General features: G+C 72.7%; 22 protein-coding genes. 16 read left to right on the top strand and 6 right to left on the bottom strand.

Features of this window, described 5'->3' with window-relative positions; translation table 11 throughout:
- Positions 1-6 precede the first annotated feature (6 nt).
- Entirely contained in the window at positions 7-1,062 is a 1,056-nt protein-coding gene (locus DFJ69_RS10815; RefSeq protein ID WP_116022355.1) for a rod shape-determining protein, read from the bottom strand.
- Between the two features lie 195 nt (positions 1,063-1,257).
- Positions 1,258-2,349, bottom strand: a complete 1,092-nt coding sequence (locus DFJ69_RS10810; RefSeq protein ID WP_116022354.1) for an effector-associated domain 2-containing protein — start codon at positions 2,347-2,349, stop codon at positions 1,258-1,260.
- Positions 2,350-2,746: 397 nt separating this feature from the next.
- Between DFJ69_RS10810 and DFJ69_RS10805 the strand changes: the two genes are divergently transcribed.
- The 7 genes from DFJ69_RS10805 to DFJ69_RS10775 all read left to right on the top strand — a co-directional run bounded on the left by DFJ69_RS10805 (position 2,747) and on the right by DFJ69_RS10775 (position 9,870).
- Positions 2,747-2,854, top strand: a complete 108-nt coding sequence (locus tag DFJ69_RS10805) for a keywimysin-related RiPP (protein ID WP_116022353.1) — start codon at positions 2,747-2,749, stop codon at positions 2,852-2,854.
- A 13-nt stretch (positions 2,855-2,867) separates the two neighbouring features.
- The gene (locus DFJ69_RS10800; RefSeq protein ID WP_281275833.1) at positions 2,868-4,727 is read left to right on the top strand and encodes a lasso peptide isopeptide bond-forming cyclase; all 1,860 of its coding nucleotides are present in this window, start codon (positions 2,868-2,870) and stop codon (positions 4,725-4,727) included.
- A complete protein-coding gene (locus DFJ69_RS10795) occupies positions 4,724-4,981 on the top strand; it encodes a lasso peptide biosynthesis PqqD family chaperone (RefSeq protein ID WP_116022352.1) in 258 nt (85 codons plus the stop codon). Before DFJ69_RS10800 ends, DFJ69_RS10795 begins: the two co-directional genes overlap by 4 nt.
- Positions 4,978-5,406, top strand: a complete 429-nt coding sequence (locus tag DFJ69_RS10790) for a lasso peptide biosynthesis B2 protein (protein ID WP_116022351.1) — start codon at positions 4,978-4,980, stop codon at positions 5,404-5,406. Before DFJ69_RS10795 ends, DFJ69_RS10790 begins: the two co-directional genes overlap by 4 nt.
- The gene (locus tag DFJ69_RS10785) at positions 5,396-7,135 is read left to right on the top strand and encodes an ABC transporter ATP-binding protein (RefSeq protein ID WP_116022350.1); all 1,740 of its coding nucleotides are present in this window, start codon (positions 5,396-5,398) and stop codon (positions 7,133-7,135) included. Before DFJ69_RS10790 ends, DFJ69_RS10785 begins: the two co-directional genes overlap by 11 nt.
- A gap of 137 nt (positions 7,136-7,272) precedes the next feature.
- Positions 7,273-9,096, top strand: a complete 1,824-nt coding sequence (locus tag DFJ69_RS10780; protein WP_116026546.1) for a CASTOR/POLLUX-related putative ion channel — start codon at positions 7,273-7,275, stop codon at positions 9,094-9,096.
- A gap of 18 nt (positions 9,097-9,114) precedes the next feature.
- A complete protein-coding gene (locus DFJ69_RS10775) occupies positions 9,115-9,870 on the top strand; it encodes a hypothetical protein (RefSeq protein ID WP_116022349.1) in 756 nt (251 codons plus the stop codon).
- Here DFJ69_RS10775 and DFJ69_RS10770 read toward each other — a convergent pair.
- Entirely contained in the window at positions 9,811-10,380 is a 570-nt protein-coding gene (locus DFJ69_RS10770) for a TetR/AcrR family transcriptional regulator (RefSeq protein WP_116022348.1), read from the bottom strand. The genes DFJ69_RS10775 and DFJ69_RS10770 overlap by 60 nt on opposite strands.
- Before the next feature lie 62 nt (positions 10,381-10,442).
- Here DFJ69_RS10770 and DFJ69_RS10765 point away from each other — a divergent pair, with 62 nt between their 5' ends.
- Positions 10,443-10,940 carry an FBP domain-containing protein gene (locus DFJ69_RS10765; RefSeq protein ID WP_116022347.1) on the top strand — a complete coding sequence of 166 codons (498 nt, stop codon included), beginning with the start codon at positions 10,443-10,445 and terminating at the stop codon, positions 10,938-10,940.
- Here DFJ69_RS10765 and DFJ69_RS10760 read toward each other — a convergent pair.
- The gene (locus DFJ69_RS10760; protein WP_116022346.1) at positions 10,937-11,620 is read right to left on the bottom strand and encodes a TetR/AcrR family transcriptional regulator; all 684 of its coding nucleotides are present in this window, start codon (positions 11,618-11,620) and stop codon (positions 10,937-10,939) included. The two genes, DFJ69_RS10765 and DFJ69_RS10760, sit on opposite strands and share 4 nt — an antisense overlap.
- 76 nt (positions 11,621-11,696) lie before the next feature.
- Between DFJ69_RS10760 and DFJ69_RS10755 the strand changes: the two genes are divergently transcribed.
- Entirely contained in the window at positions 11,697-13,265 is a 1,569-nt protein-coding gene (locus DFJ69_RS10755; protein ID WP_116022345.1) for an ABC-F family ATP-binding cassette domain-containing protein, read from the top strand.
- Between the two features lie 13 nt (positions 13,266-13,278).
- Here the strand turns inward: DFJ69_RS10755 and DFJ69_RS10750 are convergent, their stop codons facing one another.
- Positions 13,279-13,560: a hypothetical protein gene (locus tag DFJ69_RS10750; RefSeq protein WP_116022344.1), complete on the bottom strand. Its 282-nt coding sequence runs from the start codon at positions 13,558-13,560 to the stop codon at positions 13,279-13,281.
- Positions 13,561-13,818: 258 nt separating this feature from the next.
- Between DFJ69_RS10750 and DFJ69_RS10745 the strand changes: the two genes are divergently transcribed.
- The 6 genes from DFJ69_RS10745 to narI all read left to right on the top strand — a co-directional run bounded on the left by DFJ69_RS10745 (position 13,819) and on the right by narI (position 22,804).
- On the top strand, positions 13,819-14,796 hold the full coding sequence (locus DFJ69_RS10745; protein WP_116022343.1) for a CapA family protein: 978 nt from the start codon (positions 13,819-13,821) through the stop codon (positions 14,794-14,796).
- 116 nt (positions 14,797-14,912) lie between these two features.
- A complete protein-coding gene (locus DFJ69_RS10740) occupies positions 14,913-16,142 on the top strand; it encodes an MFS transporter (RefSeq protein ID WP_116022342.1) in 1,230 nt (409 codons plus the stop codon).
- A complete protein-coding gene (locus DFJ69_RS10735; RefSeq protein ID WP_211328579.1) occupies positions 16,139-19,795 on the top strand; it encodes a nitrate reductase subunit alpha in 3,657 nt (1,218 codons plus the stop codon). The genes DFJ69_RS10740 and DFJ69_RS10735 overlap by 4 nt, the downstream gene beginning before the upstream one ends.
- On the top strand, positions 19,795-21,456 hold the full coding sequence (narH, locus tag DFJ69_RS10730; protein WP_116022341.1) for a nitrate reductase subunit beta: 1,662 nt from the start codon (positions 19,795-19,797) through the stop codon (positions 21,454-21,456). The genes DFJ69_RS10735 and narH overlap by 1 nt, the downstream gene beginning before the upstream one ends.
- Complete coding sequence (narJ, locus tag DFJ69_RS10725; RefSeq protein ID WP_116022340.1) at positions 21,453-22,088, top strand: nitrate reductase molybdenum cofactor assembly chaperone; 636 nt, start codon at positions 21,453-21,455, stop codon at positions 22,086-22,088. The genes narH and narJ overlap by 4 nt, the downstream gene beginning before the upstream one ends.
- A complete protein-coding gene (narI, locus tag DFJ69_RS10720; protein ID WP_116022339.1) occupies positions 22,085-22,804 on the top strand; it encodes a respiratory nitrate reductase subunit gamma in 720 nt (239 codons plus the stop codon). Before narJ ends, narI begins: the two co-directional genes overlap by 4 nt.
- Here narI and DFJ69_RS10715 read toward each other — a convergent pair.
- Positions 22,801-23,664 (bottom strand): alpha/beta hydrolase family protein, encoded by an 864-nt coding sequence (locus DFJ69_RS10715; RefSeq protein ID WP_245974241.1) that lies wholly within the window; start codon positions 23,662-23,664, stop codon positions 22,801-22,803. The two genes, narI and DFJ69_RS10715, sit on opposite strands and share 4 nt — an antisense overlap.
- A 207-nt stretch (positions 23,665-23,871) precedes the next feature.
- Here DFJ69_RS10715 and DFJ69_RS10710 point away from each other — a divergent pair, with 207 nt between their 5' ends.
- Entirely contained in the window at positions 23,872-25,143 is a 1,272-nt protein-coding gene (locus DFJ69_RS10710; protein ID WP_116022338.1) for a helix-turn-helix domain-containing protein, read from the top strand.
- Positions 25,144-25,220: the final 77 nt, after the last annotated feature.

Here is a 25,220-nt window from a genome sequence, read left to right as displayed (position 1 = left end):
CGACGCCTAGAGGTGCCGGGCCCCGGTCAGGAAGCCGCGGTGGCGGTCGCGGGTCCGGGGCCGGCGGCGCAGCATCACCGGCGTCCGGTCCAGGAACATGGCCGTTCCCAGCACCACCGCGTCGCGGGCGTTGTCGGCGACCCGGGCGTGCAGCCCCGTCTGCGCCCGGATCAGCGCGGGCAGACTGGGGAACCGCGCGCCGCCGCCGGTCAGGGTGATCGGTCCGTGGGACAGGTCGCGCACCATCTCCGGGGTGCAGCCCTGAAGCGTGGCCTGGATCCCGTCGAAGACGGCCTCCAGCGGGGCGGCGATCGCGGTGCCGATGTCGCCGGCGCCCAGCAGCACCCGGCGCGGCAGCCCGTCGGCGTCGTCCCGGCCGTACACGAGGACACCCTGGTCGCGGTGCCCGCCGGCGGCGATCCGGGACTTGGCCTCGGCGGCGCACTCGGCCCCCAGCAGCACGCCCCGGGTCCGCCGGACGTGCTCGATGATCGCCCGGTCGAGGTCCTGCCCGCCGAGCCGGACGGTGCGGGCGGACACGACCGCGCCCATCGACATCACCGCGATGTCGGTGACCACCGCGCCGACGTCGATGACCATGACGGCCTGCGGCCGGTCCACCGGCAGCCCGGTGCCGAGCGCCGCGGCCAGCGGGGTGGGCACCAGCGCCACCTGACGGGCCCCGGCGGCGTCCAGCGCGTCGGCGAGGGCCCGCTGCTGCACGTCGGTGATCTGGCAGGGGACGGCCACCGCGATCCGCGGATTCGTCATGTAGCGGCGGCTGTGACCGACGTGGATCAGGTGCTGCAGCATCGTGCGCGCGGAGTCGTCCTCGGCCGGGACCCCGCCCTCGAAGGGCCAGGTGAAGCGCACGTCCGGGGGGCTCTGGTCGCGCATCGCCAACGCCTGCTCGCCGGCCGCCAGACAGCGGCCGGTCCGGGCGCAGATCGCCAGGACGGACGGTGTGCTCGCCACCACGCCCCGGCCCCGCACATGCACCCGCGCGGTGCGGCTGCCCAGGTCGACGGCGGTGTCGCGGCAGGGGAAATCACGAAGCTGCATTGCTCGGCTTCCCTTCCGGGCGCGGAGCGCGGGCGTCCGCCGGCCGTGCCGGAACGGCGGCCCGCGATCCTGGGAGGAGTACGGACACGGATGCCCGACCCGGGCATCGGTGGCCGCTACCTACCCGGCGGCTCAGCGGAAAACGTCAAGCAGTGGAAAAGAAGCCCTTAACGGCATAGAACGGACGAGACTCCGTCACTGTTCGGGCTCGCCGATCCGGGCGACGGCCTCTTCCAGCGCCAGCACCTGCGCCGTGTTCCCCACATAGGCGCGGACGAGCGTGACGAACTCCGCCAGCCCGTGGGCGTACTCCGCGCAGGTCCGCACGATCGAGTGCCCGTCCAACTGGGGCTGCGCCCGACGCGCGATCCGGATCCTGATGTCGTGGCTCAGCGACTCCACCACCCGGTCACGGCCCTCCGCCGTCTGCATCAGCGGGATGTCCAACAGCCGGTCGACCACCTCGAACAACTCCGCCACCGTCGGCATCCGCCCCCCGAGCCCGGCCGCCGACATCCGCACCTCGGCCCGCGGCGGCATCCCCGACCGCAGAGGACCGGCCTGCACCAACTCGCCATCGGCCGCCTCCGCCCGCGTTCCCGTGGCGGCGTTCGGCTGCCGGGTCGCGCCGGTGACGGTCTCGTTCGGGTCGGACGCGGGCGGGACGGTGTGCTCGGAGGGTGCGCCGCGGATGCGCAGCCAGCCCGTCGTCCGGGTGCGCTTGACCTGGACGTCGATGGCGCGGAACTCGCCGGGCTCGATGAGGCCGCGGGCGTCGCGGATCACCGTGTCGTACATCCGCTGGGAGGCCAGCACGCCCAGGACGGCTCCGGAGTCGGCCAGCGCGGTCTTGAAGGCGGGGGCGTCGAGCAGGCGGTGGACGTGGTCGGCGTCCGTGCTGACGACGCCCTTGTCGTTGGAGCGGGCCTCGCCGACGTGCAGCGCGACCCGCAGGCGGATCCGGGCGGGCTCGGCGGAGAGCTCGTTGTGGTCCAGCAGCCTGCCGCGCAGCAGGTCGGCGAGCGGGTGCACGAGCAGCGCCGGGTCGAGTTCCGGCGGGGTCAGCACCATGGCCCCGTCGCCGCGATCCTCCTGGTAGCAGTCGCCGGGCGGCAGCCCGGCCTCCTCGAACGCCGACTCCACCATGGCGTACAGCGTCTGGTGCAGATGCCCGCGCACCCGGTCGGAACGGGCCGGATCGGTGAAGTCCACGATGTCGCAGACGAAGAAGGCGCACCGTCCCGACGGCCGCCATCCGTCCCGGCCCCTGAACGCACTGCTTCGCATGACCTGCCGGGCTCCCCTCGGCGATCCGGGTTCCGACCACTGTGCCCCGGCGGCCGCGAGGGGGGCAAGGCCGTGAGTGCGTCCTTGGGCGCACAACGGGACCGGACCACCGGCGGGGGGGCGCCCAGAATTCCGCCGCGCCGCTGTCACATATTTGTGCCCCGTCGGGCATTCGACATTGTGCAATCGTCCGATTCGCCCCCCGTTCCAAGGGCTTTTCGTGTCGAATGGCAACCGTATAGGACAATGGCCGGATGCCCTGGACAGCGGAGCGGATCGCTGTGAGACTCGTCACTGCCCAAGCCGTTACCCTCGAAGGACCTTGATCTTCATGGGGCGGAACGGGAATTGGCGGGCATTTTACCTAATGCCCGATGGTGCGCGAGAAAGGGAGAAGATGAAGCGGTACGAGACACCCGTGCTGATCGCGGCCGGATCCTTCCGGAAGACCACGGGTCTGCTCCAGACCAAGGGCAACGACCGACTGATCCTCAGCAAGAACTGAGAGCGGACGGACGTTGATCCGACCCATCGCCCCCGGCGTCTGTGACCGGCCGGGGCCCGACGAGGCGTACTTCGCGGTCCTGCCCGACCACGAGGCCGGCCCCGCCGTGGCCTCGGCCCTGCGGGCCCCCGGCGCCCGCACCCTCCTGCACGCCTCCGGTCGACCCTGGCTGGTCGGCCGCTGGGACGACGAACAGATCACGGTGGCCGAGGCCGGCCGGACCCGACTGGCGATCATCGGCTGCTGCCCCATCGACGCCGAGCGGCTCGCCGTGGAGGCCGGCCGGCTGCGTCATCTCGCCCAGCTCGACCGGCTGGCCCGGTCGCTGCCCGGCAGCTTCCACCTGGTGGCCGCGCTGGACGGGCGGCTGCGCGTCCAGGGCACCGCGTCCGGGCTGCGGCTGGTCTGGCACGCGCGCGTCGACGGCCTGACGGTGGCCGCCGACCGCGCCGACATCCTGGCCGCCGCCGTCGGCTCCGACCTCGACGTGCGGCAGCTCGCGGTCCGGCTGCTGTGGCCGGTGCCGCACCCCCTCCAGCAGGGCCCCATGTGGCGGAAGGTCAGCGCCGTGGCGCCCGGCCGCCACCTCCTCGTCGACACCGACGGGCGGACCACCCGGCACGGCCGCTGGTGGACGCCGCCCGAGCCGGTGCGGACCCTCGCCGCCGGCGCCGACGACGTCCGCCGCGCCCTCACCGACGCGGTCGCCGCGCGCACCGGGAGCGGCGGGACCGTCAGCGTCGACCTGTCCGGCGGGCTGGACTCCACGTCCCTGTGCTTCCTCGCCGGACGACAGGGCGAGGCGCAGGTCATCGCCGCGACCTGGCCGGGCCGCGACCCCGCCGACGACGACCTGCGGTGGGCCCGGCGGGCCGCCGGGCACCTGCCCGGCACCGAGCACGCGGTGTGGCCCGCCGAGGAGTCCCCGCTGGTCTACGCGGACCTGCTGGAGATCGACGACACCCTCGACGAGCCGACCATCGGCGTGATGGACCGGGCCCGGCTGCTGGCCCACGTTCCCCGGCTGCTCGCCAAGGGGAGCCGGCTGCACCTGACCGGCATCGGCGGCGACCACGTGGCCTGGTGCTCCGAGGCCGGGTATCACGGGCTGCTGCGCAGGCGTCCGGTGCTGGCGGTGGAGCGGCTCCGGGGCCTCCGGGCGTTGTTCCACTGGCCGATGACGCCGATGGTGCGCGCCCTCGCGGACTGCCGTTCGTACCGGCGGTGGCTGGCGGACGCGGCGTCCGACCTGCGCGCGCCCACCCCGCCCACGGTCGTCGACGCGCTCGGCTGGGGCGGCTCCCCCCGGATGTTCCCCTGGATCACCGACGACGCGGTGAGCACGGCCGCCGACGCGATCCGCGACGCGGCCCGACACGCTCAGCCGCTGGCGCCGGACCGGGGACGGCACGCCGATCTGCACGCCATCCGCGACTGCTCCCGCATCATCCGCCAGTGGGAGCAGATGAGCGCCCGCGCGGGCCTGCCGATGGCGTCCCCGTACCTGGACGACCGGGTCATCGAGGCGTGCCTGTCGGTCCGCGTCGAGGACCGCGTCACGCCGTGGCGGTACAAGCCGGTGCTCGCCGCCGCCATGCGCGGCATCGTCCCGGACGAGTGCCTGCGGCGCACCACCAAGGCGGAGGCCGCCCTCGACGCCGCCGAGGGGCTGCGGCTGCACGGCGGCGACCTGCAGTCGCTGTGGGAGGACTCCCGGCTGGCCCGGCTCGGGCTGGTCGACGCCGCCGCCCTGAAGGACCTGACCGGATGCCCGGACGACCCGCGCCTCCGCCAGGCGATCCTGTACTCGACCATCGGCTGCGAGGTCTGGCTGCGGACCTTGGAGCCGGCCGCGAAGGGGATGTCCCGTTGAGCCTTCGTTTCCGCGCCGAGGTGGCCGCCACCGACACCGAGTACGGCACGGTGTTGCTGGACCAGCGCAACGGCGACTACTGGCAGCTCAATCCGACCGGGGCGCTGGTCGTCCGGCGGCTGTTGGCGGGGGAGACCCCGGAGCAGGCCGCCGCCGCGCTGGCCGAGGAGTTCGACGTCGGCCGCGCCCGTGCGCTCGCCGACGTCGATGCCCTGGTGGAGCAGCTCCGCACCGCCCGGCTGGTGACGTCATGACGGTCCCGAGCGCGCTGGAGCGCCCGTCGGGCGTCCCCCGGGGGCGTCGCGTCGCCGCGCGGGTCGCCGTAGGCGTGGCGTACGGGCTGGCGCTGCTGCCGCCGCGACGGCTGCGCGCCGTGCTCGGGCTGCTGAGCCGGGGCGCCGCGCCCGCCCAGCACACCCAGGCCAAGGCCGCCCGCGACGCGGTGATCTCGGTCAGCCTCACCTGTCTGGGGTCCCAGGGCTGTCTGCCCCGATCGCTGGCCACCGTGCTGCTGTGCCGCATGTGGGGCTCTTGGGCGACCTGGTGCGTCGGGGCCCGCGCGAAACCGCCGTTCGGCGCGCACGCCTGGGTCGAGGCGGAGGGGCGGCCGGTGGGCGAGGACGTTCCCGACGGGTACCTGAACCCGCTGATCACCGTACGGCCGCGCCGTGCGGGGTGAGGTGCTGCGGCTGGTCGCCGGCCATCGAGGGCCCGTCGCCGCCGGGATCGTTCTGACGCTGGCCGGCTCCGGGCTGGGGCTGGCGCAGCCGCTGCTGGTCCGGCGGGCGATCGAGGCCGCCGGCTCGGGCCGTACGGCGTGGGCGGTGATCGTCGCGCTGGTCGCGCTGTTCCTGGCGCAGGCGGCGCTGGAGGGTGTCGTCCGCTATGTGCTGGCGCGCACCGGCGAGGGCATCGTCCTCGGGATCCGCCTGCACCTGGTCGACCATCTGCTGCGGCTGCGCATGCCGGTGTACGACCGGCACCGGACCGGGGACCTGATCTCCCGGGTGGGCACCGACACGATGGCGCTGCGCCGGGTCGTGGCCACCGGGTTCACCGACGCCGTCACCGGCTGTCTGGGCCTGATCGGGGCGGCGGCCCTGATGATCTGGCTGGATCCGGGGCTGTTCCTGCTGGTGGCGGCGCTCGTGGCGGTCGCCGCCGGGGCGCTGGCGGGCGCGCTGCGCGGGATGCGGAGCGCGTCGCTGCGCGGGCAGGAGGCCACCGGGGAGATGGCCGCCGACCTGGAACGGGCCCTCGGGGCCATCCGCACCGTCCGGGCGGTGGGGGCCGAGGGGCGCGAGACCGCGCGGATCGGCGGCCGGGCCAGGGACGCGCACGCGGCCAACCTGCGGACGGCCCGGTTCGACGCGTTGGCGGCCCCCGCCGGGGACATCGCGATCACCGGCTCGTTCCTGCTGGTGCTGCTGATCGGCGGGGCCCGCGTCGCCTCCGGGGCCGCCTCCGTCGCGGACCTGGTCGCCTTCCTGATGTACATGGTCTATCTGACCGGGCCGCTGGGCTCGCTGTTCGAGGCCGTCGGGGTCATCCGGCAGGGCTCCGGCGCCGTCCACCGGATCAACGAGGCGCTGTCCTGGCCCCCGGAGCGGGAGGGCGAGGTCGTGCCGCCGCAGGAGCCGTCCCGCGAGAGCCGGACGCTGCTGGAGTTCCAGGACGTCCGGTTCGCCTATGAGCCGGGGCGGCCGGTGCTGCACGACGTGTCGTTCGAGGTCCCCCGGCACGGGCACGTCGCGATCATCGGCCCGTCCGGTGCGGGCAAGTCGACGGTGTTCGCGCTGATCGAGCGGTTCTACGACCCCGACGGCGGCCGGATCCTGTTCGACGGCCACGACGTGCGCCGGCTGGACCGCGGCCGGTACCGCTCGCTGATCGGGCTGGTCGAGCAGGACTGCCCGATGCTGTACGGCACGCTGCGCGACAACCTCGCCTACGCCGTTCCGGACGCCGACCCCGAGGACCTGGACGGGGTGATCGCGCTGTCCGGCCTGTCGGACCTGGTGGAGCGGCTGCCCGAGGGCCTGGACACGCCGGTGGGGGAGCGCGGCGCCGCGCTGTCGGGCGGGGAGCGGCAGCGGGTCGCCATCGCCCGGGCGCTGCTGGCCAAACCGCGTCTGCTGCTGCTGGACGAGCCGGCCTCGCATCTGGACGCCGACAGCGAGATGGCGTTGCGCCGGACCCTGCTGCGGCTGTCGCGGGAGTGCGCCCTGATCGTCATCGCGCACCGTCTGACGACGGTCCGCGCGGCCTCGTCCATCGTCGTCCTGCGGGAGGGCCGGGTCACCGCGACCGGCACCCATGAGCACCTGATGGGTCACGACGCGTACTACCGGGGCCTGGTGTCGGAGTGGCTCGGTCACCAGCGCGCGCGGGGTATGTCCTGGACGTGATCGACCATCTCGCCGAACGACTGCGATCTTCGTGATTGCCCGTAATCTCCGCCTCCCGCGCTGCTAGCGTTCGTGCCGCTCAAGGGGCGGGGGAGGTGCGGGTGCGCGACCGGTTCCGGTATTGGTTCGACACCACCATGGCGCGGGGCACCCCGGCGCTGATCGGCTGGCTCGGGCTGGCGTCGGGGGTGTTGATCCTCACGGTGGCCACGCTGGCGGTGCTGATCTCCCCCGGCGACAGCGACCGGCACGGGCACTGGGCGGGTGTCGCCTGGCGCAGCATGCTGCGGACCCTGGACGCGGGCACCATGGGCGACGACGAGGGCAGCGGACCGTTCCTGGCGCTGATGCTCGCCGCCACGGTGGGTGGGCTGTTGATCGTCAGCGCGTTGATCGGCGTGCTCACCACCGGTCTGGAGGCCAAGCTCACCGAGCTGCGCAAGGGCCGTTCGAAGATCGTGGAACGTGACCATACGGTGGTGCTCGGCTGGTCCGACCAGGTGTTCACGGTGATCGCCGAGTTGGTGGAGGCCAACCAGAGCCGCCGCCGCTCCACCGTGGCGATCCTGGCCGACCACGACAAGGTCGAGATGGAGGACGCCCTGCGCGCCCGGGTCGGCGACACCGGCCGCACCCGGGTGGTCTGCCGGCGCGGCAACCCCCTCAAGGTCGCCGACCTGGAGTTGGTCAGCCCCGGCACCGCCCGTTCGATCGTGGTGCTGGCCCCGCCGGTGGCCGACCCCGACACCCACGTGATCAAGGTGCTGCTGTCGCTCGGCACCCGGGTCTGGGACGACGGTCGGCCGCACGTGGTGGCCGCCGTGCAGGACGGCACCAACCTGCCCGCCGCCCGGCTGGCCGGCGGGCCGTCGGCGCGGGTCATCGACGCCGACGACATCGCGATCCGGCTGATCGTCCAGTCCCACCGGCAGTCCGGGCTGTCGCAGGTGTGCAGCGACCTGTTGGACTTCAAGGGTCACGAGTTCTACATGCGCACCGAGCCGTCCCTGGTGGGCACCGCCTACGGGGACGCGCTGCTGGCGTACGAGTTGGGCATCCCGGTGGGGCTGCGGCGGCCCGACGGGGGCGTGCTGGTCAACCCGCCGATGGACACGGTGATCGCGGCCGACGACGAGGTCATCGTGCTGGCCGAGGACGATCTGCTGATCCGGCGGGCGCGGGAGCGGCCCGCCGTCGTCGAGGCGGCCATCGCCACCGCCGTCCGCCGTGACCCGGCCCCCGCCCGCACCCTGGTGATCGGCTGGAACCATCGGGCCCCCAAGATCATCCGCCTGTTGGACGAGTTCGTGGAGGCCGGGTCGGGGCTGACCGTCACCGGACTGTGCGAGGACCCCCGCGACGACCTCGAGGACCTGCGGAACCTCACGATCGACTTCGTCCCCGGCGACCCCACCGTCCGGGCCACCCTCGAAGGGCTCGACGTCGGAACGTACCAGCACGTGGTGGTGCTGTCGGACGAGGCGTTCGAGCCCCATCTCGCCGACGCCCGCACCCTGGTCACGCTGCTGCACCTGCGCGACATGGAGGAGAGCCTCGGCGACCCGTACTCCATCGTCAGCGAGATCAACGACGACGCGAACCGGGAGGTCGCGCAGGTCACCAAGGCCGACGACTTCGTGGTGAGCGCCAAGCTGATCAGCCTGATGCTCACCCAGCTCAGCGAGAACCGCCATCTGTACGACGTGTTCTTCGACCTGCTCGACCCGGCGGGCTCGGAGATCTACCTCAAGCCCGCCGCCGACTACGTGACGCCCGGCGCCGTCGTCGGCTTCGCGACCGTCATCGAGGCGGCCCGGCGGCGCGGGGAGACCGCGATCGGCCACCGGCTGCGCGAGCGGTTCCATCGGCCGCCCGACTACGGGGTCGTGCTCAACCCCGACAAGTCCGCGCCGCTCACCCTGTCGGCCGACGACCGTGTCATCGTCATCGCCGAGGACTGAGGCTTAGACTGCGTGGCCATGCGCTGGTTCGTGCCGTTCGTCGCGTTCGTGGTCGCCGTGCCGGGCGTGGCCCACGCGTCGGACCGGCCCGCCCCGCACGCCGTCGGCGAGTCCCTCGCCAACGGCGTCGTCGCCCTCGCGCTCGGCCTGCCCGCCGTTCTGCTGCTGCTCGGTCTGTACGCGCTGAAGGCGCGCCGGAGGTCCGATCGGCGGCCCGCTCCCGCCCGACCGTCGCGGCGGTGGCTGCGCGAACGGGCCACGAAGGAGCTGGCGGAACTGACGGCCATGCTCCCGCCGGACCCCGACGCCCCCGGCGGCGACTACGCGACCCGGGCGCACGAGGCGGCCACCCGGCTGTCCGACGTCGTCGGCCCCGATCCCGACGGCGAGGCGGATCCGATGCTCGACCTGGTCGGGGTGATCCTGCTCGCGCGCCAGGGCATGACCGTCCTCGCGGAGGGCACCGAACGACCCCGCCCGCCCTGTTACGTGAACCCGCTGCATCCCCCGGCGACGAGGGAACGCGAGATCGGCGGGCGGGGCCCGCGCCCGGTCTGCACGGAGTGCGCCGAGGCCCCGCCGGCCGCGTTCATCACCCTGTTCCTGCGCACGCCCGACCACCGCCACCACTTCGCCATCCCCGGCCGCTGGCAGTCCACCGGCTTCGGAACGGAAGGCCGCGACCTGCCCATCGAGGTCCTGGAGTCCCTGGACTCAGGCGGCGGGCCAGTTCCTGAGGAGGGTGTCGAGGGCGTCGAGGGTTCGGGACCATGAGACCTCGGCCTCGCGCGGGTGGGCGCTGAACGCGCCCGCCATCTCCAGGGTCACATAGCCGTTGAAGACGCTGCCGAGCATTCGCACGGCGTCGGTCTGGTCGGGCTCCGCCAGGTCGTAGCCGCGCAGGATCGCCCGGGTCATCTCCGAGTGCCGTCGCGCGGCACTGGCGGCCGCCGTCTCCGGGTCGAGCCTCATCTTCGCGGCGGCGAACCGGCCCGGATGCCGTCTGGCGTAGTCCCGGTAGGCGTCGGCGAAGGCCACCAGGGCCTGCTTGCCGGCGCGTCCGGCCAACGCGGCGGCGGCCCGGTCGGCGAGTTCGGCCAGGGCCAGCACCGCCACCCTCGACCTCAGGTCCTGGGCGTTCTTGATGTGCGAGTACAGGCTGGCGTCCTTGACGCCGAACCTGCGCGCCAGCGCCGTGACGGTCACGCTCTCGAAGCCGATCTCGTCGGCCAGGTCGGCCGCCGCCAGGGTCAGGCGTTCGACGGTCAGTCCCGCCCGGGCCATGCCTCACCTTCCCTTAAGCTAGGAGTCCTAGGAAGTATCTTAGTGGCCCTAGGGAGGCGCCCATGAAGCCGGTGACCGAGCACGACGTCCGCACGTCGTTCGTCAACTGCTCCAAGGGGGAGGCCAAGCGCCTGCACCTCCCCAAGGACTTCGCCGACCTGCCCTGGCCCGACCTCGACTTCCTCGGATGGCGAGATCCCGGGGCGCCGGGTCGCGCCTACGTCGTCGCCGAACACGGGAACCGGCTGGTCGGGGTCGCGCTGCGGGCGGCCTCCGGCGCGGCGCGGGGCTTCACCTCGCGCAGCATGTGCTCCCTGTGCCTGACCACGCACGGAAGCACCGGCGTGGCGTTGATGGCGGCGCGCCGGCGCGGCGATCCCGACCGGTACGCCTCGGTCGGGCAGTACCTGTGCGCCGACCTGGCCTGCTCCCTCTACCTGCGCGGCCAGCGGCGGACCTCGGTGGGCGCGGACTACGACGAGTCCCTCACCCTGGAGGAGAAGGTCGCCCGCACGCGCGCCAACCTCCATGCCTTCCTGGACAGGGTGACCCGCCCCTAGCCCGACGCGAGCCTGGCCGCGATGCCGTCGAGCAGGTAGTCGAGGCCGTGGTCGAAGCTCGTGTCCCAGCCGCCTCCGGTGGGAAGGCCCTGCGCGGCGAGGGTCGGGTAGTGATCGCGGTGGGTGCTCAGGTGGGCCGCGACGGCCTCGTCCGTGGCGGCCTCGTCGTGGTCGCGCCAGGCGGCCTGGGTCATCGCCGACCCGATGACGTAGTGCGACAGGGCGTACGCCGCCGCCGTGAGGTGGGCCCCCGTGAGCCCGGCGCGGGTGAGGGCGGCGTGCAGGAACTCGGTGCGCTCCAGGACGTTCGGCCCCATCAACGGCCGACCCAGCAGGACGCCGGTCCACGGGTGCCGGAGCATGGCCGCGCGCCAGGCCGTCATCATCGCCGTCACGTCCGCCCGCCAGTCGCCCGAGGTCCCGTCGGGCACCGCCGCCTCACCGAACACGGCGTCGAGCGCCAGATCGAGGACGTCGTCCTTGGTGGCGACATGCCAGTAGAGCGTGGTGGAGCCGGTGTCGAGCCGCTCGGCCAGGCGGCGCATCGTGAGCCGTCCGATGCCCTCCTCGTCGAGCAGCGCCACCGCCTCGGCCACGATCCGCTCCCGGGACAGCGGAGGGTCGTTCCGCTGTGATCGCCCGGGCCGGAGCCACACCCCGCCCGCTGCACGCTTGACCATGCCGACGAGTCTAGTACGTTGTGCCGGTACCGGATCAATGGTCCGGTCACTCGATCGCCGTTCGAGAGAGGTCGTCATGGGGCATGTCGAGGTGAGCCGGGTGACCTACACGTTGCCGGACGGCCGTCCGCTGCTCCGCGACGTGTCGTTCCGGGTCGGCGAGAACGTGAAGGCGGCGCTGGTCGGCCCCAACGGAGCGGGCAAGACCACCCTGCTCCGAATGGTCGCCGGGGAGTTGGCGCCCGCCGAGGGCACGGTGACGACGTCGGGCGGGCTCGGCGTCCTACGGCAGTTCGTCCCGGCCGACCGGACGATCGGCGACCTGCTGCTGTCGGTAGCGCCGGAACGGATCCGCGCCGCCACCCGGGCCCTCGCCGAGGCGGAGGCGAGGCTCGGGGACGACGAGCCCGGCCAACTGGTCTACGCGCAGGCGATCAACGACTACGCCGACGCCGGCGGCTACGACATCGAGGTGGTGTGGGACGCCTGCACCACCGTCGCGCTCGGCCTTCCCTACGACGCCGTACGGGATCGCAAGGCGGGCACGCTGTCCGGCGGGGAGCAGAAGCGGCTCATGCTGGAGGCCCTGCTCCGGGGCCCCGATCAGGTCCTCCTGTTGGACGAGCCCGACAACTACCTGGACGTGCGGGGCAAGCAGTGGCTGGAGGAGCGCCTGAGGGCCGCCGCCAAGACCGTCCTGTTGGTCTCGCACGACCGTCGGTTGCTGGCCGAGGCCGCCGACCGCATCGTGACCGTGGAGTCGCGGAACGTCTGGGTGCACGGCGGCGGCTTCGCCACGTACGCGCAGGCACGGCGCGACAGGGCGGCCCGGCTGGACGAGCTGCGCCGCACCTGGGACGCCGAGCACGCCCGCCTGAAGGAGTTGGTGCGGACGTTGCGGCAGCGGGCGGCGGGCAACGACGCGGTGGCGTCCTCCTACCAGGCCGCCCGTACGCGGCTGGCCCGCTTCGAGGAGGCCGGGCCCCCGCAGGCGTCGCCGCGCGCCCAGAACGTACGGATGCGGCTGCGCGGCGGCCGTACCGGAAAGCGTGCCCTGACCTGCGAAGACCTGGAGCTGACCGGCCTGATGAAGCCGTTCCGGCTGGAGGTCGGCTACGGCGAACGGGTCGCGGTGCTGGGGTCCAACGGCTCGGGCAAGTCTCGGTTCCTCCGACTGCTGGCGGGGCTGCCCGTGCCGCACCGGGGCACGGCGAGGCTGGGGGCGAGGGTCGTCCCCGGCCACTTCGTGCAGACCCATGTCCGACCCGACCTGCGGGGACGCACCCCGGCGGAGATCATCACGACCGGGTTCGGGACGACCTTGAACGACGCGATGCGCGCCTTGGCCCGCTATGAGCTGGCCCCCGCCGGTCGGCGGCCGTTCGAGACCCTGTCCGGGGGGCAGCAGGCGCGGCTGCAGATCCTGCTGCTGGAGTTGTCGGGCTGCACGCTGCTGCTTCTCGACGAGCCGACCGACAATCTGGACCTGGCCAGTGCGGAGGCTTTGCAGGAGGGGCTGGCGGGGTTTGAGGGGACGGTGTTGGCGGTCACGCACGACCGCTGGTTCGCCGCCGACTTCGACCGGTATCTGATCTTCGGGGCCGACGGGGAGTTGCGCGAGACGGACGAGCCGTTCTGGGGGTGAGCCCAAGGGCGGGCTAGCCCAGGGGAGGGGTCGCCTCGATCCGGGCCCGCACCATGCGGGGGTGCAGGTAACTGATGGGGACCCGCCCGTCGTCGGTGAGGCAGAGGATCCGGTAGCCGTTGCGGCCGTCCTCGTCGGGCATCTCGAAGCCCTCGGGGTCGAACAGGCCCCGGCGCGTCATCCCGCCGAACCACTCCATCAGGGTGAACTCGTCGGCGAAGGACTCGATGAAGGTTCCGCGCTCGCCGAGGGTGTAGTGGATCTCGTAGCCGCGGATCTCGGGGGGATGACTCAAATCCGTCCCTTCCCCCGGCACACCGAACAGTGCCGGCCGGTCGCCGTGCTGGTACCCGTGCCGACGCATCCGGGGCATCTGCGCGTGGCCGGTTTCGAGTGCTTGCCCACCGTATCGTCCCGTCGTCCTCCTTCTCGCTCCCTCGTTACCCAGCGTACGCCGTAGATCACCGCCCCGTCGGCCCGGTACCGCCGCTCCGACCAGCCAAAACGGGGTAAGGAGGGCGAAAGAGGACGATGACTCGCCGAGGTGAGGACCATGGACATCACGCTGGCGCTGGCGGGCGACACGATGCTGGGACGCGACGTGGCGGACCGGCTGGCCGCCGCCTCCCCGCGCTCCCTGTTCTCCGACGCGGTCCGCGACCGCTTCATGTCGGCCGACCTGGCGGTGCTCAACCTGGAGTGCTGCATCTCGACCCGGGGCGATCCATGGGAGTCGCCGGGCAAGATGTTCCACTTCCGCGCCCCGCCGGCGGCGGCGGAGTCACTGGCCTGGCTGGGCGTCGACTGCGTCACCCTGGCCAACAACCACGCCCTGGACTTCGGGCCCGACGCCCTCGCCGACACCCGCGAGCACCTGGCCGAGAACGGGATCGAGGCGGTGGGCGCCGGCGCGGACCCGCAGGAGGCCAGGGCCGCCGTCATCCTGGAGGCCCGCGGCGTGCGGGTGGCGGTGCTGGGCGTGACCGACCACCCCGCGGACTTCGCCGTCGGGGCCCGCCACCCCGGCGTCGCGTACGCCGACCTCCTCGCGGGCGTCCCCGACTGGCTGGCCCGGCAGATCGGAGAGCTGCGGCGGCGGGCCGACGTCGTGCTGGTGACGCCGCACTGGGGCCCCAACATGACCGCCGAGCCGCTCGCGTACGTCCGCAAGGCCGCCGCGGAGCTGCTGGCCGCCGGCGCCACCCTGATCGCCGGGCACTCCGCGCACGTCTTCCACGGCGTCGACGGTCCGGTGCTGTACGACCTCGGGGACTTCATCGACGACTACGCGGTGGACGCCGGGCTCCGCAACGATCTGGGCCTGATGTTCCTGGTCACTCTGGACGAACGGGGTCCGCGGGAGGTGACGGCGGTGCCGTTGGCCCTGGACTACTGCCGTACCCGGCCGGCCGACGAGAACGAACGGGTCTTCATCCGCGAACGCCTCATCGCCGCCTCCGCCGAGTTCGGCACCACCGTCGAGGAGCACGACGGCCTCTACACCCTGCACACCGGCGTCCCGGCCCACTGAGCCTCGTCACCCTCCGGGGCGCTTCGGTGACCGAACGGGGTTGATCGCACGGGAGATCGGGAAGGTCGCGACCACGACGACCTGCACCTTTCCGGAGGCGACCATGACGCGGGGCGATGGCTGAGGCACGGCGGGCGCCGGGGATCGGCGCACGGCCGTGGATCATGCTGTTGACGGCCACGGTCGGGTTCGCCGTCAACTTCTGGGCGTGGGCGCTGCTCAGCCCGCTCGGTCCGCGCTTCCAGGACGAACTGCGCCTGAGCTCGTTCGAGCAGGCGCTGTTGGTGGCGGTGCCCGTGGTGGTCGGCTCCGTCGGCCGCATCCCGATCGGGGCGCTGACCGACAGGTTCGGGGGCCGGGTGATGTTCCCCGCCGTGTCGGCCGCGACCGTCGTCCCGGTGCTGTACCTGGGCCTGTGGGGGCAGTCGTCGCTCGCGTCGTTGCTGATCGGCGGGTTCTTCCTGGGGGTGGGCGGCACCGCGTTCGCCGTCGGGGTGCCGTTCACCAGCGCGTGGTTCCCGCCCGAGCGGCGCGGCATGGCGACCGGCGTCTTCGGCATGGGGATGGGCGGCACCGCCATCAGCGCCCTGACCACCGTCGACATGATCGACGCCTGGGGCGAGGCGGCCCCGTTCCTGGTGACCGCCGGGCTGCTGGTCGTGTACGCGGCGGTGGCGGCGGCGGTGCTGCGCGAGGCGCCGGGACGCACGCCGCCGTCCGGATCTCCGTGGGCGGGGATGGCGGCCACCGCCCGGCTGTCGGTGACCTGGCAGGCGGCGGCGCTGTACGCGGTGTCGTTCGGCGGGTACGTCGCGTTCTCGGTGTACCTGCCCACCTACCTGAAGACCGCGTACGGGCTGCAGCAGGCGGACGCGGCCGACCGGATGGCCGGGTTCGTGCTGCTGGCGGTCGTGATGCGCCCGATCGGCGGCTGGCTGTCGGACCGGGTGGGCGCGGTGCGGGTGCTCGTGGTGACGTTCGCGGTGGTGACCGTGGCGGCGGCCGTCCAGGCGTTCACGCCCTCGCTGGCACCCGTGGGGACGATCGCGTTCCTGTCCCTGGCGGCGGCGCTGGGCGCGGGCAGCGGGGCCACGTTCGCCCTGGTCGCGCAACTCGTCCCGGGCGGCAAGGTGGGTTCGGTGACCGGGATGGTGGGCGCGGCCGGCGGTCTGGGCGGGTTCGTGCCGCCGTTGCTGATGGGCTCGATCTACGGCGCGAACGGCTCGTACGCCCTCGGGCTGGTCCTGCTGGCGATCGTGGCCGCCGCGACCGGCGTGTTCACCGCCACCGTCGTCCAGAGGGCCGTGGCCGCCCGGCGCTCCCCGGAGAAGGCGGGCGCGCGGTGAGCCGCCGCGCGGAGCTGGACGGCCCGGTGACCGACGCGCTGGTGGCGACCCGGCGCTTCTTCACCCGGGGAGAGGTGTCGCCCGACCTGCGCGTTCTCCAGAAGAAGGGCGGCCGGCAGGCGGACGACTTCTACCGGGGCCGGTGGGCGCACGACAAGGTGGTCCGATCGACGCACGGCGTGAACTGCACCGGCTCCTGCTCGTGGAAGGTCTACGTCAAGGACGGCATCATCACCTGGGAGGCCCAGGAGACCGACTATCCGTCGGTGGGGCCCGACCGCCCGGAGTACGAGCCGCGCGGATGCCCCCGGGGTGCCGCGTTCTCCTGGTACACCTACTCGCCCACTCGGGTGCGCTACCCGTACGTGCGCGGTGTGCTGCTGGAGATGTACCGCGAGGCCAGGGCCCGGACGGGCGACCCGGTGGCAGCCTGGGCCGAGATCGTGTCCGACCCGGAACGGGCGCGCCGCTACAAGGCCGCCCGGGGGCGGGGCGGACTGGTGCGGGCGACGTGGGACGAGGCGGTCGAGATGATCGCCGCCGCCCACGTGCACACGATCAAGGAGTTCGGGCCGGACCGGATCGCGGGGTTCTCCCCGATCCCGGCGATGTCGATGGTGTCGCACGCGTCCGGCGCGCGGTTCGTGTCGCTGCTCGGCGGGGCGATGCTGTCGTTCTACGACTGGTACGCCGACCTGCCGGTGGCGTCCCCGCAGGTGTTCGGCGACCAGACGGACGTGCCCGAGTCGGGGGACTGGTGGGACGCCGGGTACCTCGTCATGTGGGGCTCGAACCTGCCCGTCACCCGCACCCCGGACGCGCACTGGATGACCGAGGCCCGCTACCGCGGCCAGAAGGTCGTCGCGGTCTCGCCCGACTACGCCGACAACGTCAAGTTCGCCGACGAGTGGCTGGCCCCGCGTCCGGGCACCGACGGGGCGTTGGCGATGGCGATGGGCCATGTGGTGCTGAAGGAGTTCTTCGTCGACCGGCGGGTGCCGTCCTTCACCGGATACGTCAAGCGGTACAGCGACCTGCCGTTCCTGGTGCGGGTGGAGGACGGGCGTCCCGGCAAGTTCCTCACCGCCGCCGACCTGCCGGGCGCTGAGGCCGAGGCCGAGAACGCGGCCTTCAAGACCGTCGTGTTGGACGCGGCGACCCGCCGTCCGGTGGTGCCGAACGGGTCCCTGGGGTTCCGCTTCGGGGACTCCGGCGTCGGGCGGTGGAACCTCGACCTCGGCGACGTCGACCCGCTGCTCACCCTGGCGGACGATGCCGAGGACGCCGTGGAGATCGAGCTCCCGAGGTTCGACGCCGACGGGGTCCTGCGCCGGGGGGTCCCCGTTCGGAAGGTCGGCGGCCACGTGGTCACCACCGTCTACGACCTCATGCTCGCCCAGTACGGGGTGCGGCGCGACGGGCTGCCGGGCACTTGGCCGTCCGGGTACGACGACGCCTCCCAGCCGTACACCCCGGCATGGCAGGAGGCCCTCACCGGTGTCCCGGCGCGAGCGGCGGCCCGGATCGGGCGGGAGTTCGCCGCCAACGCCGAGGAGACCGGCGGCCGCTCCATGATCATCATGGGGGCGGGGGTCAACCACTGGTTCCACGCCGACACCGTCTACCGGGCGTTCCTGGCGCTGACCACGCTGACCGGCTGCCAGGGCGTCAACGGCGGCGGCTGGGCGCACTACGTCGGCCAGGAGAAGTGCCGCCCGGTCACCGGCTGGACCCAGCTCGCCTCCGCGCTCGACTGGTCCCGGCCGGCCCGGCTGATGATCCAGACCGCGTACTGGTATCTGCACACCGACCAGTTCCGGTACGACCCGTTCGGGGCGGGCGCGTTCGCCGGGGCCACCGCGCGGGGGACCCTGGCGGGCCGGACGACCGCCGACCTGATCGCGCTGTCCGCCCGGCTGGGTTGGATGCCGTCCTACCCGACGTTCGACCGCAACCCGCTGGACCTGGCCGACGAGGCCGAGGCGTCCGGACGCGAGGTGGCCGACCACGTGGTGACGGAGTTGAAGGCGGGGCGGCTGCGGTTCGCCTGCCAGGACCCGGATGCCCCCGAGAACTTTCCCCGCGTCCTCAGCGTGTGGCGGGCCAACCCGCTGGGCTCCTCGGCCAAGGGTGACGAGTACTTCCTCAAGCATCTGCTGGGCACCGGCTCGTCCCTCCGTGCCGCCGAGGCCCCGCCGCACGCCCGCCCGAAGGACGTGGTGTGGCGGGACGAGGCCCCCGTGGGCAAGCTCGATCTGCTGCTGACGCTGGACTTCCGGATGACCAGCACGACGATCTACTCCGACATCGTGCTCCCGGCCGCCACCTGGTACGAGAAGCACGACCTCAGCACCACCGACATGCATCCGTTCATCCACGCGTTCAACCCGGCGATCGCCCCGCCGTGGCAGACCCGCACGGACTGGGACGCCTTCCAGTCCATCGCCGCCGCGTTCAGTCGTCTGGCCGAGACGCACCTCGGGGTCCGCAAGGACGTCGTCGCCGCGCCGCTGCTGCACGACACCCCGGACGAACTGGCCACTCCGCACGGCCGGGTCCGCGACTGGGCCGCCGGGGAATGCGAGCCCATCCCCGGCGTCACCATGCCGAAGCTCGTGGTGGTGGAACGGGACTATCCGGCGCTCGCGGCCAGGATGGGCACGCTGGGCCCGCTCGCGGAGCGGCTCGGCGGGGCCACCAAAGGGGTGACGTTCGACTTCGGCCGCGCCGTCGAGTACCTGAAGCGCAAGAACGGCACCATCGACGGCCGCCCCTCGCTGGTCCGGGACGTCCACGCCTGCGAGGCCATCCTGGCGCTGTCCGGGACCACCAACGGGAGCCTGGCCGTTCAGGGGTTCCGCACGCTGGAGAAGCGGACCGGCATCCCCCTCGCGGACCTGGCCGCCGGACGCGAGGACGAGCAGATCACCTTCACCGACACCCAGGCCGGGCCCGTCCCCGTCATCACCTCGCCCGAATGGTCGGGCATGGAGACCGGGGGCCGCCGTTACTCGCCGTTCACCGTCAACGTCGAGCGGCTCAAGCCCTGGCACACCCTCACCGGACGGCAGCACTTCTTCCTCGACCACGACTGGATGGCCGAGCTGGGGGAGCAGCTCCCGACGTTCCGGCCCCCGCTGGACATGCACGCCCTCTTCGGCGAGCCCCGCCTCGGCGAGCACGGCGACCTGGGGGTCGCGGTCCGCTACCTGACGCCGCACAGCAAATGGTCGATCCACTCCGAGTACCAGGACAACCTGCTGATGCTGTCGCTGTCGCGCGGCGGCCCCACGATCTGGATCAGCGACGCCGACGCCGCCCGGATCGACGTCGCCGACAACGACTGGATCGAGGCCGTCAACCGCAACGGCGTCGTCGTCGCCCGCGCCGTCGTGTCCCACCGGATCCCCGAGGGCACCGTCTTCATGCACCACGCCCAGGACCGGCTCATCGACGTCCCGCTCAGCGAGACCCGGACCGGCGGGCGGCGCGGCGGCGTGCACAACTCGCTGACCCGGCTGCTCATCAAGCCCAGCCACCTCATCGGCGGCTACGCCCAGCTCTCGTTCGCCTTCAACTACCTGGGGCCCACCGGCAACCAGCGCGACGAGGTCACCGTCATCCGCCGCCGCTCCCAGCAGGTGACCTACTGATGCGGGTCATGGCGCAGATGGCGATGGTGATGAACCTCGACAAGTGCATCGGCTGCCACACCTGCTCGGTCACCTGTAAGCAGGCGTGGACCAACCGCGCCGGCGTCGAGTACGTGTGGTTCAACAACGTCGAGACGCGCCCCGGGGAGGGCTACCCGCGCCGCTACGAGGACCAGGACCGCTGGCGCGGCGGCTGGACGCTCAACCGGCGCGGGCGGCTCACCCTCAAGGGCGGCGGCCGGCTGCGCAAGCTCCTGACCATCTTCGCCAATCCGAAGCTGCCCGGCATCGGCGACTACTACGAGCCGTGGACCTACGACTACGAGACCCTCACCGACGCCCCGCTCCAGGAGCACTCCCCGGTGGCCCGGCCCCACTCGCTGCTGTCCGGGCGCGAGATGAAGGTGTCCTGGTCGGCCAACTGGGACGACGACCTCGGCGGCTCGCCCGGCCTCGGCGATCGTGACGTGGTGCTCGGGAGGGTCTCCGAGAAGGTGTCGCTGGAGTTCCAGAAGACCTTCATGTTCTACCTCCCGCGCATCTGCGAGCACTGCCTCAACCCGTCGTGCGCCGCCTCCTGCCCGTCGGGTGCGATCTACAAGCGGAGCGAGGACGGCATCGTGCTGGTCGACCAGGACCGCTGCCGGGGCTGGCGCATGTGCGTGACCGGCTGCCCGTACAAGAAGGTCTACTTCAACCACCGCACCGGCAAGGCGGAGAAGTGCACGTTCTGCTTCCCGCGCGTCGAGGTCGGCATCCCCACCGTGTGCTCGGAGACCTGCGTGGGGCGGCTCCGCTACATCGGGCTGGTGCTGTACGACGCCGACAAGGTGCTGGAGGCCGCCGCCACGCCGAACGACACCGACCTGTACGAGGCGCAGCGGCGGGTGTTCCTCGATCCGAACGACCCGTCGGTGGCCGCCGCCGCCGAACGGGCCGGGATCCCCCGCGACTGGGTCGAGGCGGCGCAGCGCTCCCCGGTGTACGCCCTGATCAACCGGTACGAGGTGGCGTTGCCGCTGCATCCGGAGTACCGCACGATGCCGATGGTCTGGTACATCCCGCCGCTGTCGCCGGTCGTGGACGCGGTGCGCGACACCGGGCACGACGCCGAGGACCACGGCAACCTGTTCGCCGCCGTCGACGCGCTGCGCATCCCGATCGGCTACCTCGCCGAGTTGTTCACCGCCGGCGACCCGGCCCCCGTCGACCGGGTGCTGCGCCGCCTGGCCGCGATGCGGTCCTACATGCGCGACCTCAACGTCGGCCGCGAGCCGGACGAAGCGATCCCGTCCAGCGTGGGCATGACGGGCGAGTCCATGTACGACATGTACCGGCTGCTGGCCCTCGCCAAGTACGAGGAACGGTACGTGATCCCCTCGGCGCACGCGGAGGACGCGCACCGGCTGGAGGAGCTCGCCACCGAATGCAGCCTGGACTACGAGGGAGGCCCCGGCATGGGGGGCTCCGGGCCGTTCGGGGAGTCCTCCGGGGGAGCCCCGCCGATCGCGGCGGAGAACTTCCACGTGCTGCGGCGGCGACAGACCGCCGACCACCCGGCCGAGGGGGGCACCCGGGTCAACCTGCTGAACTGGGACGGCAAGGGTGCTCCGAGCGGACTCTTCCCACCGCGTTCCGGGAAGGAGAGGCCGCCACGATGAGGCCCGGGCATGAGACGGCCGTCTGGCAGGCGGCCTCGTTGCTGCTCGACTACCCCGACGCGAGGTGGGCCGGCCGCCTGCCGCTGCTCCGCCGGGTCGTCGGCGCGCTGCCCTCCTCCTCTGGGGAGTCGCTCGGACGGTTCCTCGCCCATCTGGACGTCACGCCGCTGACCGACCTGGCGGCCGACTACGTGGCGACCTTCGATCACCGCAGGCGCTGCTGCCCGTACCTGACCTACTACGCGTACGGCGACACCAGGAAGCGGGGGATGGCCCTGCTGCGCTTCAAGCACGCCTATCGGGCCGCCGGGGTCGTGTTGGACGACGGGGAACTGCCGGATCACCTGGCGGTGGTGCTGGAGTTCGCCGCCACCGTCGATCCCCGGGCGGGCCGTCGTCTGCTGGTCGAACACCGCGCCGGCCTGGAGGTGCTGCGGCTCGCCCTGACCGAGGACGGGTCCGCGTGGGCGGCCGTGCTCGACGCGGTCTCGGCGACCCTGCCCGCGCTGGACGGTGAGGGCCGCGACGCCGTTCTCCGCCTGGCCGCCGCAGGCCCGCCGGGCGAGGAGGTCGGGCTCGCGCCCTACGGTGCGTTCCTCCCGGACCCGCGTCTCCGGGAGGCGCAGCCGTGAGCGGCACGGACGTCCTGCTCTGGGCGGGGCTGCCCTACGTCGCGCTCGCCATGTTCGTCGGGGGCCACTACTGGCGGTACCGCTACGACCGGTTCGGCTGGACCACCCGGTCCTCGCAGCTCTACGAGGCGCGCCTGTTGCGGGTGGGCAGCCCGCTGTTCCATTTCGGGATCCTGGTGGTGCTGCTCGGGCACGTGGGCGGCCTGCTCATCCCGGACACCTGGACGGAGGCGGTGGGTATCACGGAGCACGCGTACCACGTGACCGCCGTGGTCCTCGGCGCCGTCGCCGGGTTCTGCACGATCGCCGGGCTGGCCATCCTGATCTACCGGCGTCGCACCGTGGGCCCGGTGTTCTCCGCCACCACGCGCAACGACAAGCTGATGTACGCGGTGCTCACCCTGGTCATCGTGCTGGGGCTGGCCGCGACCGTCGCCGCCAACGTCGGCGGCGACGGCTACGACTATCGCACGACGGTCTCTCCGTGGTTCCGCTCGATCTTCGCCCTGCGCCCCGACCCGGACCTGATGACGGGGGTGCCGATCCTCTTCAAGGCGCACGCCCTGAGCGCGCTCCTGCTGTTCTGCATATGGCCGTTCACCAGGCTGGTCCACATGCTCACCGCACCGGTCGGGTATCTCACCAGGCCCTACATCGTGTACCGCAGTCGGGACCCGCGCCTCGGGGAGCACGCGCCTCCTCGGGGCTGGGGCTAGGGGCCGGAGACCGCGAGGGCCTTGGCGTTCCGCTTGACGTTGACCCAGGCCGGGTCGGCGCAGAGGCCGCAGCCGGAGCCGAAGAACACGCCCCGCGCCTGCTCGTCGCCCAGGAGCTGGAAGCGGAACCAGGCGGTCGTCAGGCCGCGGAACCCGCCGCCGTCGCCGATCGGGACGAAGTGGCCCGCACCCGCCAGCTCGGCGTAGAGCGCGGGAACGTGGCCGCTCCGGTTGTAGAACGACTGCACCAGGAACGGGAACACGATCTTGTCGGTCTGGCCGGCCAGGTAGAGCACCGGGCCGTGCAGCCCGGACGGGGCGGCCAGCGGGCCGGGCTGGATCGGGACGGCGGTGTCGATCCGCGGGTCCTTCGCCGCGTTGATGGCCCCGGCCCCGCCCTGCGAGTGACCCGCGGACCCGATGCGCTCCAGGTCGACCTTTCCGTGGAACGGGCTTCCGCTCTGACCGTTCAGCCGGGCCAGCGCGTCGATGCCCGCCAGCATCTCCTCGCCGCTGTTGGCGGAGGGGGTCTGGGCCGCCGCCACGATGAGCCCATGACTGGCCCAGTGCCGCAGCAGGCCCTCATAGATGAACGGGTACGCATTCGAGCCGTTCCCCCACACCACGACCGGGTGCTCAAGGGGGCTCGACGCGAGGTCGGCGGGATAGAAGAGCGTGGTGGAGCCCTCGTAGACCTTCGCGGTGGCGAAGGGGCCGGGCTTGTCCCACGCCCCGTCGACGGGCGGGAAGCCGGTCCCGGCGGCGGCGACGCCGGGGACGGTGGGGACCAGGAGGAGCAGGAGGGCGGCGAGGACGGCCGTCACCAGGGACGACGGTCGCGCGCCGGGCGGCATGCGCATCGGATCTCCAGAAGTGGGGGTGGGCGGAGGCGTCGAGCCGGCGTCGCCGTCGGCATGAGCGGTCGCTCCATTGACATCCGGCCACCGGGAGGATGGGGTGATGGCCGGCGCCGTTCCGGACGGGACTCCCGGTCGGTCGGAATTGATTATGGAATGACCGCCGTGGAATCGACCCCGGCCACGATCCAGAGAACGGGGAGGAGGATTATGACCGAGCACAACGACACGCCGACGGCGTTCGGCGGGGTCCCGGTGGACCGGCTGCTCTCCCGGGACACCTCGCACCTCACCACGTCCGTGCTGGCCACGCTGGTCGCGGAGCTGCCGGTCTACGCCTCCCTGCCGGCCGAACAACTGCGCGGGGACATCTCCCGGGTCGTCGAGCAGGCCCTGCGGACCTTCGCGCGGATGCTGCGTTCCGGCGAGCCGCCCACCGTGGCGGAACTGGAGACGATGCGCGAGTCGGCCGCCCGGCGGGCGGAAGAGGGAATTCCCTTGGACGTGGTGTTGAGCGCTTATCACCTCGGCACACAAAAATGCCTGGACCGGGTCAATCGCCACGCCCGGCCCGATGACCTCCCGGCCGTCCTGACCGTGCAGCGCATGCTCCTGATGTACCTGCGGCGGGTGACGGCGGCGGTCTCGGCGGGGTATCTCCAGGAGCGCCAGGCCGCGTTCGGGGAGGAGCACTATGCCCGGCAGGCGCTGCTGGCCGCCCTGCTCGACGGCGTCCCCGCGCACGACGCGGCCCAGCGCGCCGGGATCGTCCTGCCCGCCCGCTACCTGGTGACCAGCCTCGCCGTCGGCGCCCACCCCGACGAGCTCGCCCCCGGGGTCGACCCGCTGGTCGCGTCACGCCGCAAGCTGCGGCGGCTGCGCGCCGAGCTGGAGCGTCAGGTGCCGGGCACCGTCCTGTCGATGCTCACGGCCGACGGCGGGCTGGCCCTGATCCCCCTCGACGGCCCCGCCGACGACGCGCACGCCGACGCCCCGCACGGCAGGGAGCTCGACCGGCTCTCCACCGTCGTGGAACATCTGACCGCCATCTCCGGCGCGGCCATCGTCGCGGGAGCGGTCGCGGCCCCGGCCGACGACGTCGCCGCGGCCGCCCGACTGGCCACCGAGGTCCGCGAGGTCGCCCAGTCCTCGGGCCGCGGCCCGGGCGTCTACCGGCTCGCCGACGTGGTGCTGGAGTACCAGCTCACCCGGCCGGGACCGGCCCGCGACCGGCTCGCCGGCCTGTTGGCACCGCTGGACTCCAGGCCCGACCTCTTCGACACCCTGCGCGCCTTCGTGGCCTGCGGCCTGGACCGGCGGGCGACCGCCGCCCGACTGCACGTCCACCGCAACACCGTCGACTACCGTCTTAACAAGATCGCCGATCTGATCGGCCTCGACCCCACGCGCGGGGCCGACCTGCCCACGCTCCACGCCGCGCTGGCGGCCCACCGCTCCCGCCGCGGCGTCGACCCCGCATGAACGCCTGCCGATCCACGGTGCCGGCCACATCTGGCCAAAGGATGAATCAGTCATCACGGAATAGGGCGATGTTTCAT

The organism is Thermomonospora umbrina (genome assembly GCF_003386555.1).
GTDB lineage: Bacteria > Actinomycetota > Actinomycetes > Streptosporangiales > Streptosporangiaceae > Thermomonospora > Thermomonospora umbrina.
The sequence above is the reverse complement of the archived record's forward strand: the minus strand, read 5'-3'. Positions and strand labels throughout refer to the sequence as shown.

What these genes read in the sequence shown, in the direction of transcription:
- DFJ69_RS10765 (WP_116022347.1), top strand. Translation starts at nt 10,443, where the DNA reads ATGAAGCCGGTGACCGAGCACGACGTCCGCACGTCGTTCGTCAACTGC.
- DFJ69_RS10760 (WP_116022346.1), bottom strand. Translation starts at nt 11,620, where the DNA reads ATGGTCAAGCGTGCAGCGGGCGGGGTGTGGCTCCGGCCCGGGCGATCA.
- DFJ69_RS10780 (WP_116026546.1), top strand. Translation starts at nt 7,273, where the DNA reads ATGGCGCGGGGCACCCCGGCGCTGATCGGCTGGCTCGGGCTGGCGTCG.
- DFJ69_RS10710 (WP_116022338.1), top strand. Translation starts at nt 23,872, where the DNA reads ATGACCGAGCACAACGACACGCCGACGGCGTTCGGCGGGGTCCCGGTG.
- DFJ69_RS10745 (WP_116022343.1), top strand. Translation starts at nt 13,819, where the DNA reads ATGGACATCACGCTGGCGCTGGCGGGCGACACGATGCTGGGACGCGAC.
- DFJ69_RS10755 (WP_116022345.1), top strand. Translation starts at nt 11,697, where the DNA reads ATGGGGCATGTCGAGGTGAGCCGGGTGACCTACACGTTGCCGGACGGC.
- DFJ69_RS10805 (WP_116022353.1), top strand. Translation starts at nt 2,747, where the DNA reads ATGAAGCGGTACGAGACACCCGTGCTGATCGCGGCCGGATCCTTCCGG.
- narJ (WP_116022340.1), top strand. Translation starts at nt 21,453, where the DNA reads ATGAGGCCCGGGCATGAGACGGCCGTCTGGCAGGCGGCCTCGTTGCTG.
- DFJ69_RS10770 (WP_116022348.1), bottom strand. Translation starts at nt 10,380, where the DNA reads ATGGCCCGGGCGGGACTGACCGTCGAACGCCTGACCCTGGCGGCGGCC.
- DFJ69_RS10815 (WP_116022355.1), bottom strand. Translation starts at nt 1,062, where the DNA reads ATGCAGCTTCGTGATTTCCCCTGCCGCGACACCGCCGTCGACCTGGGC.
- DFJ69_RS10740 (WP_116022342.1), top strand. Translation starts at nt 14,913, where the DNA reads ATGGCTGAGGCACGGCGGGCGCCGGGGATCGGCGCACGGCCGTGGATC.
- DFJ69_RS10775 (WP_116022349.1), top strand. Translation starts at nt 9,115, where the DNA reads ATGCGCTGGTTCGTGCCGTTCGTCGCGTTCGTGGTCGCCGTGCCGGGC.
- DFJ69_RS10715 (WP_245974241.1), bottom strand. Translation starts at nt 23,664, where the DNA reads ATGCGCATGCCGCCCGGCGCGCGACCGTCGTCCCTGGTGACGGCCGTC.
- narH (WP_116022341.1), top strand. Translation starts at nt 19,795, where the DNA reads ATGCGGGTCATGGCGCAGATGGCGATGGTGATGAACCTCGACAAGTGC.
- DFJ69_RS10790 (WP_116022351.1), top strand. Translation starts at nt 4,978, where the DNA reads ATGACGGTCCCGAGCGCGCTGGAGCGCCCGTCGGGCGTCCCCCGGGGG.
- DFJ69_RS10810 (WP_116022354.1), bottom strand. Translation starts at nt 2,349, where the DNA reads ATGCGAAGCAGTGCGTTCAGGGGCCGGGACGGATGGCGGCCGTCGGGA.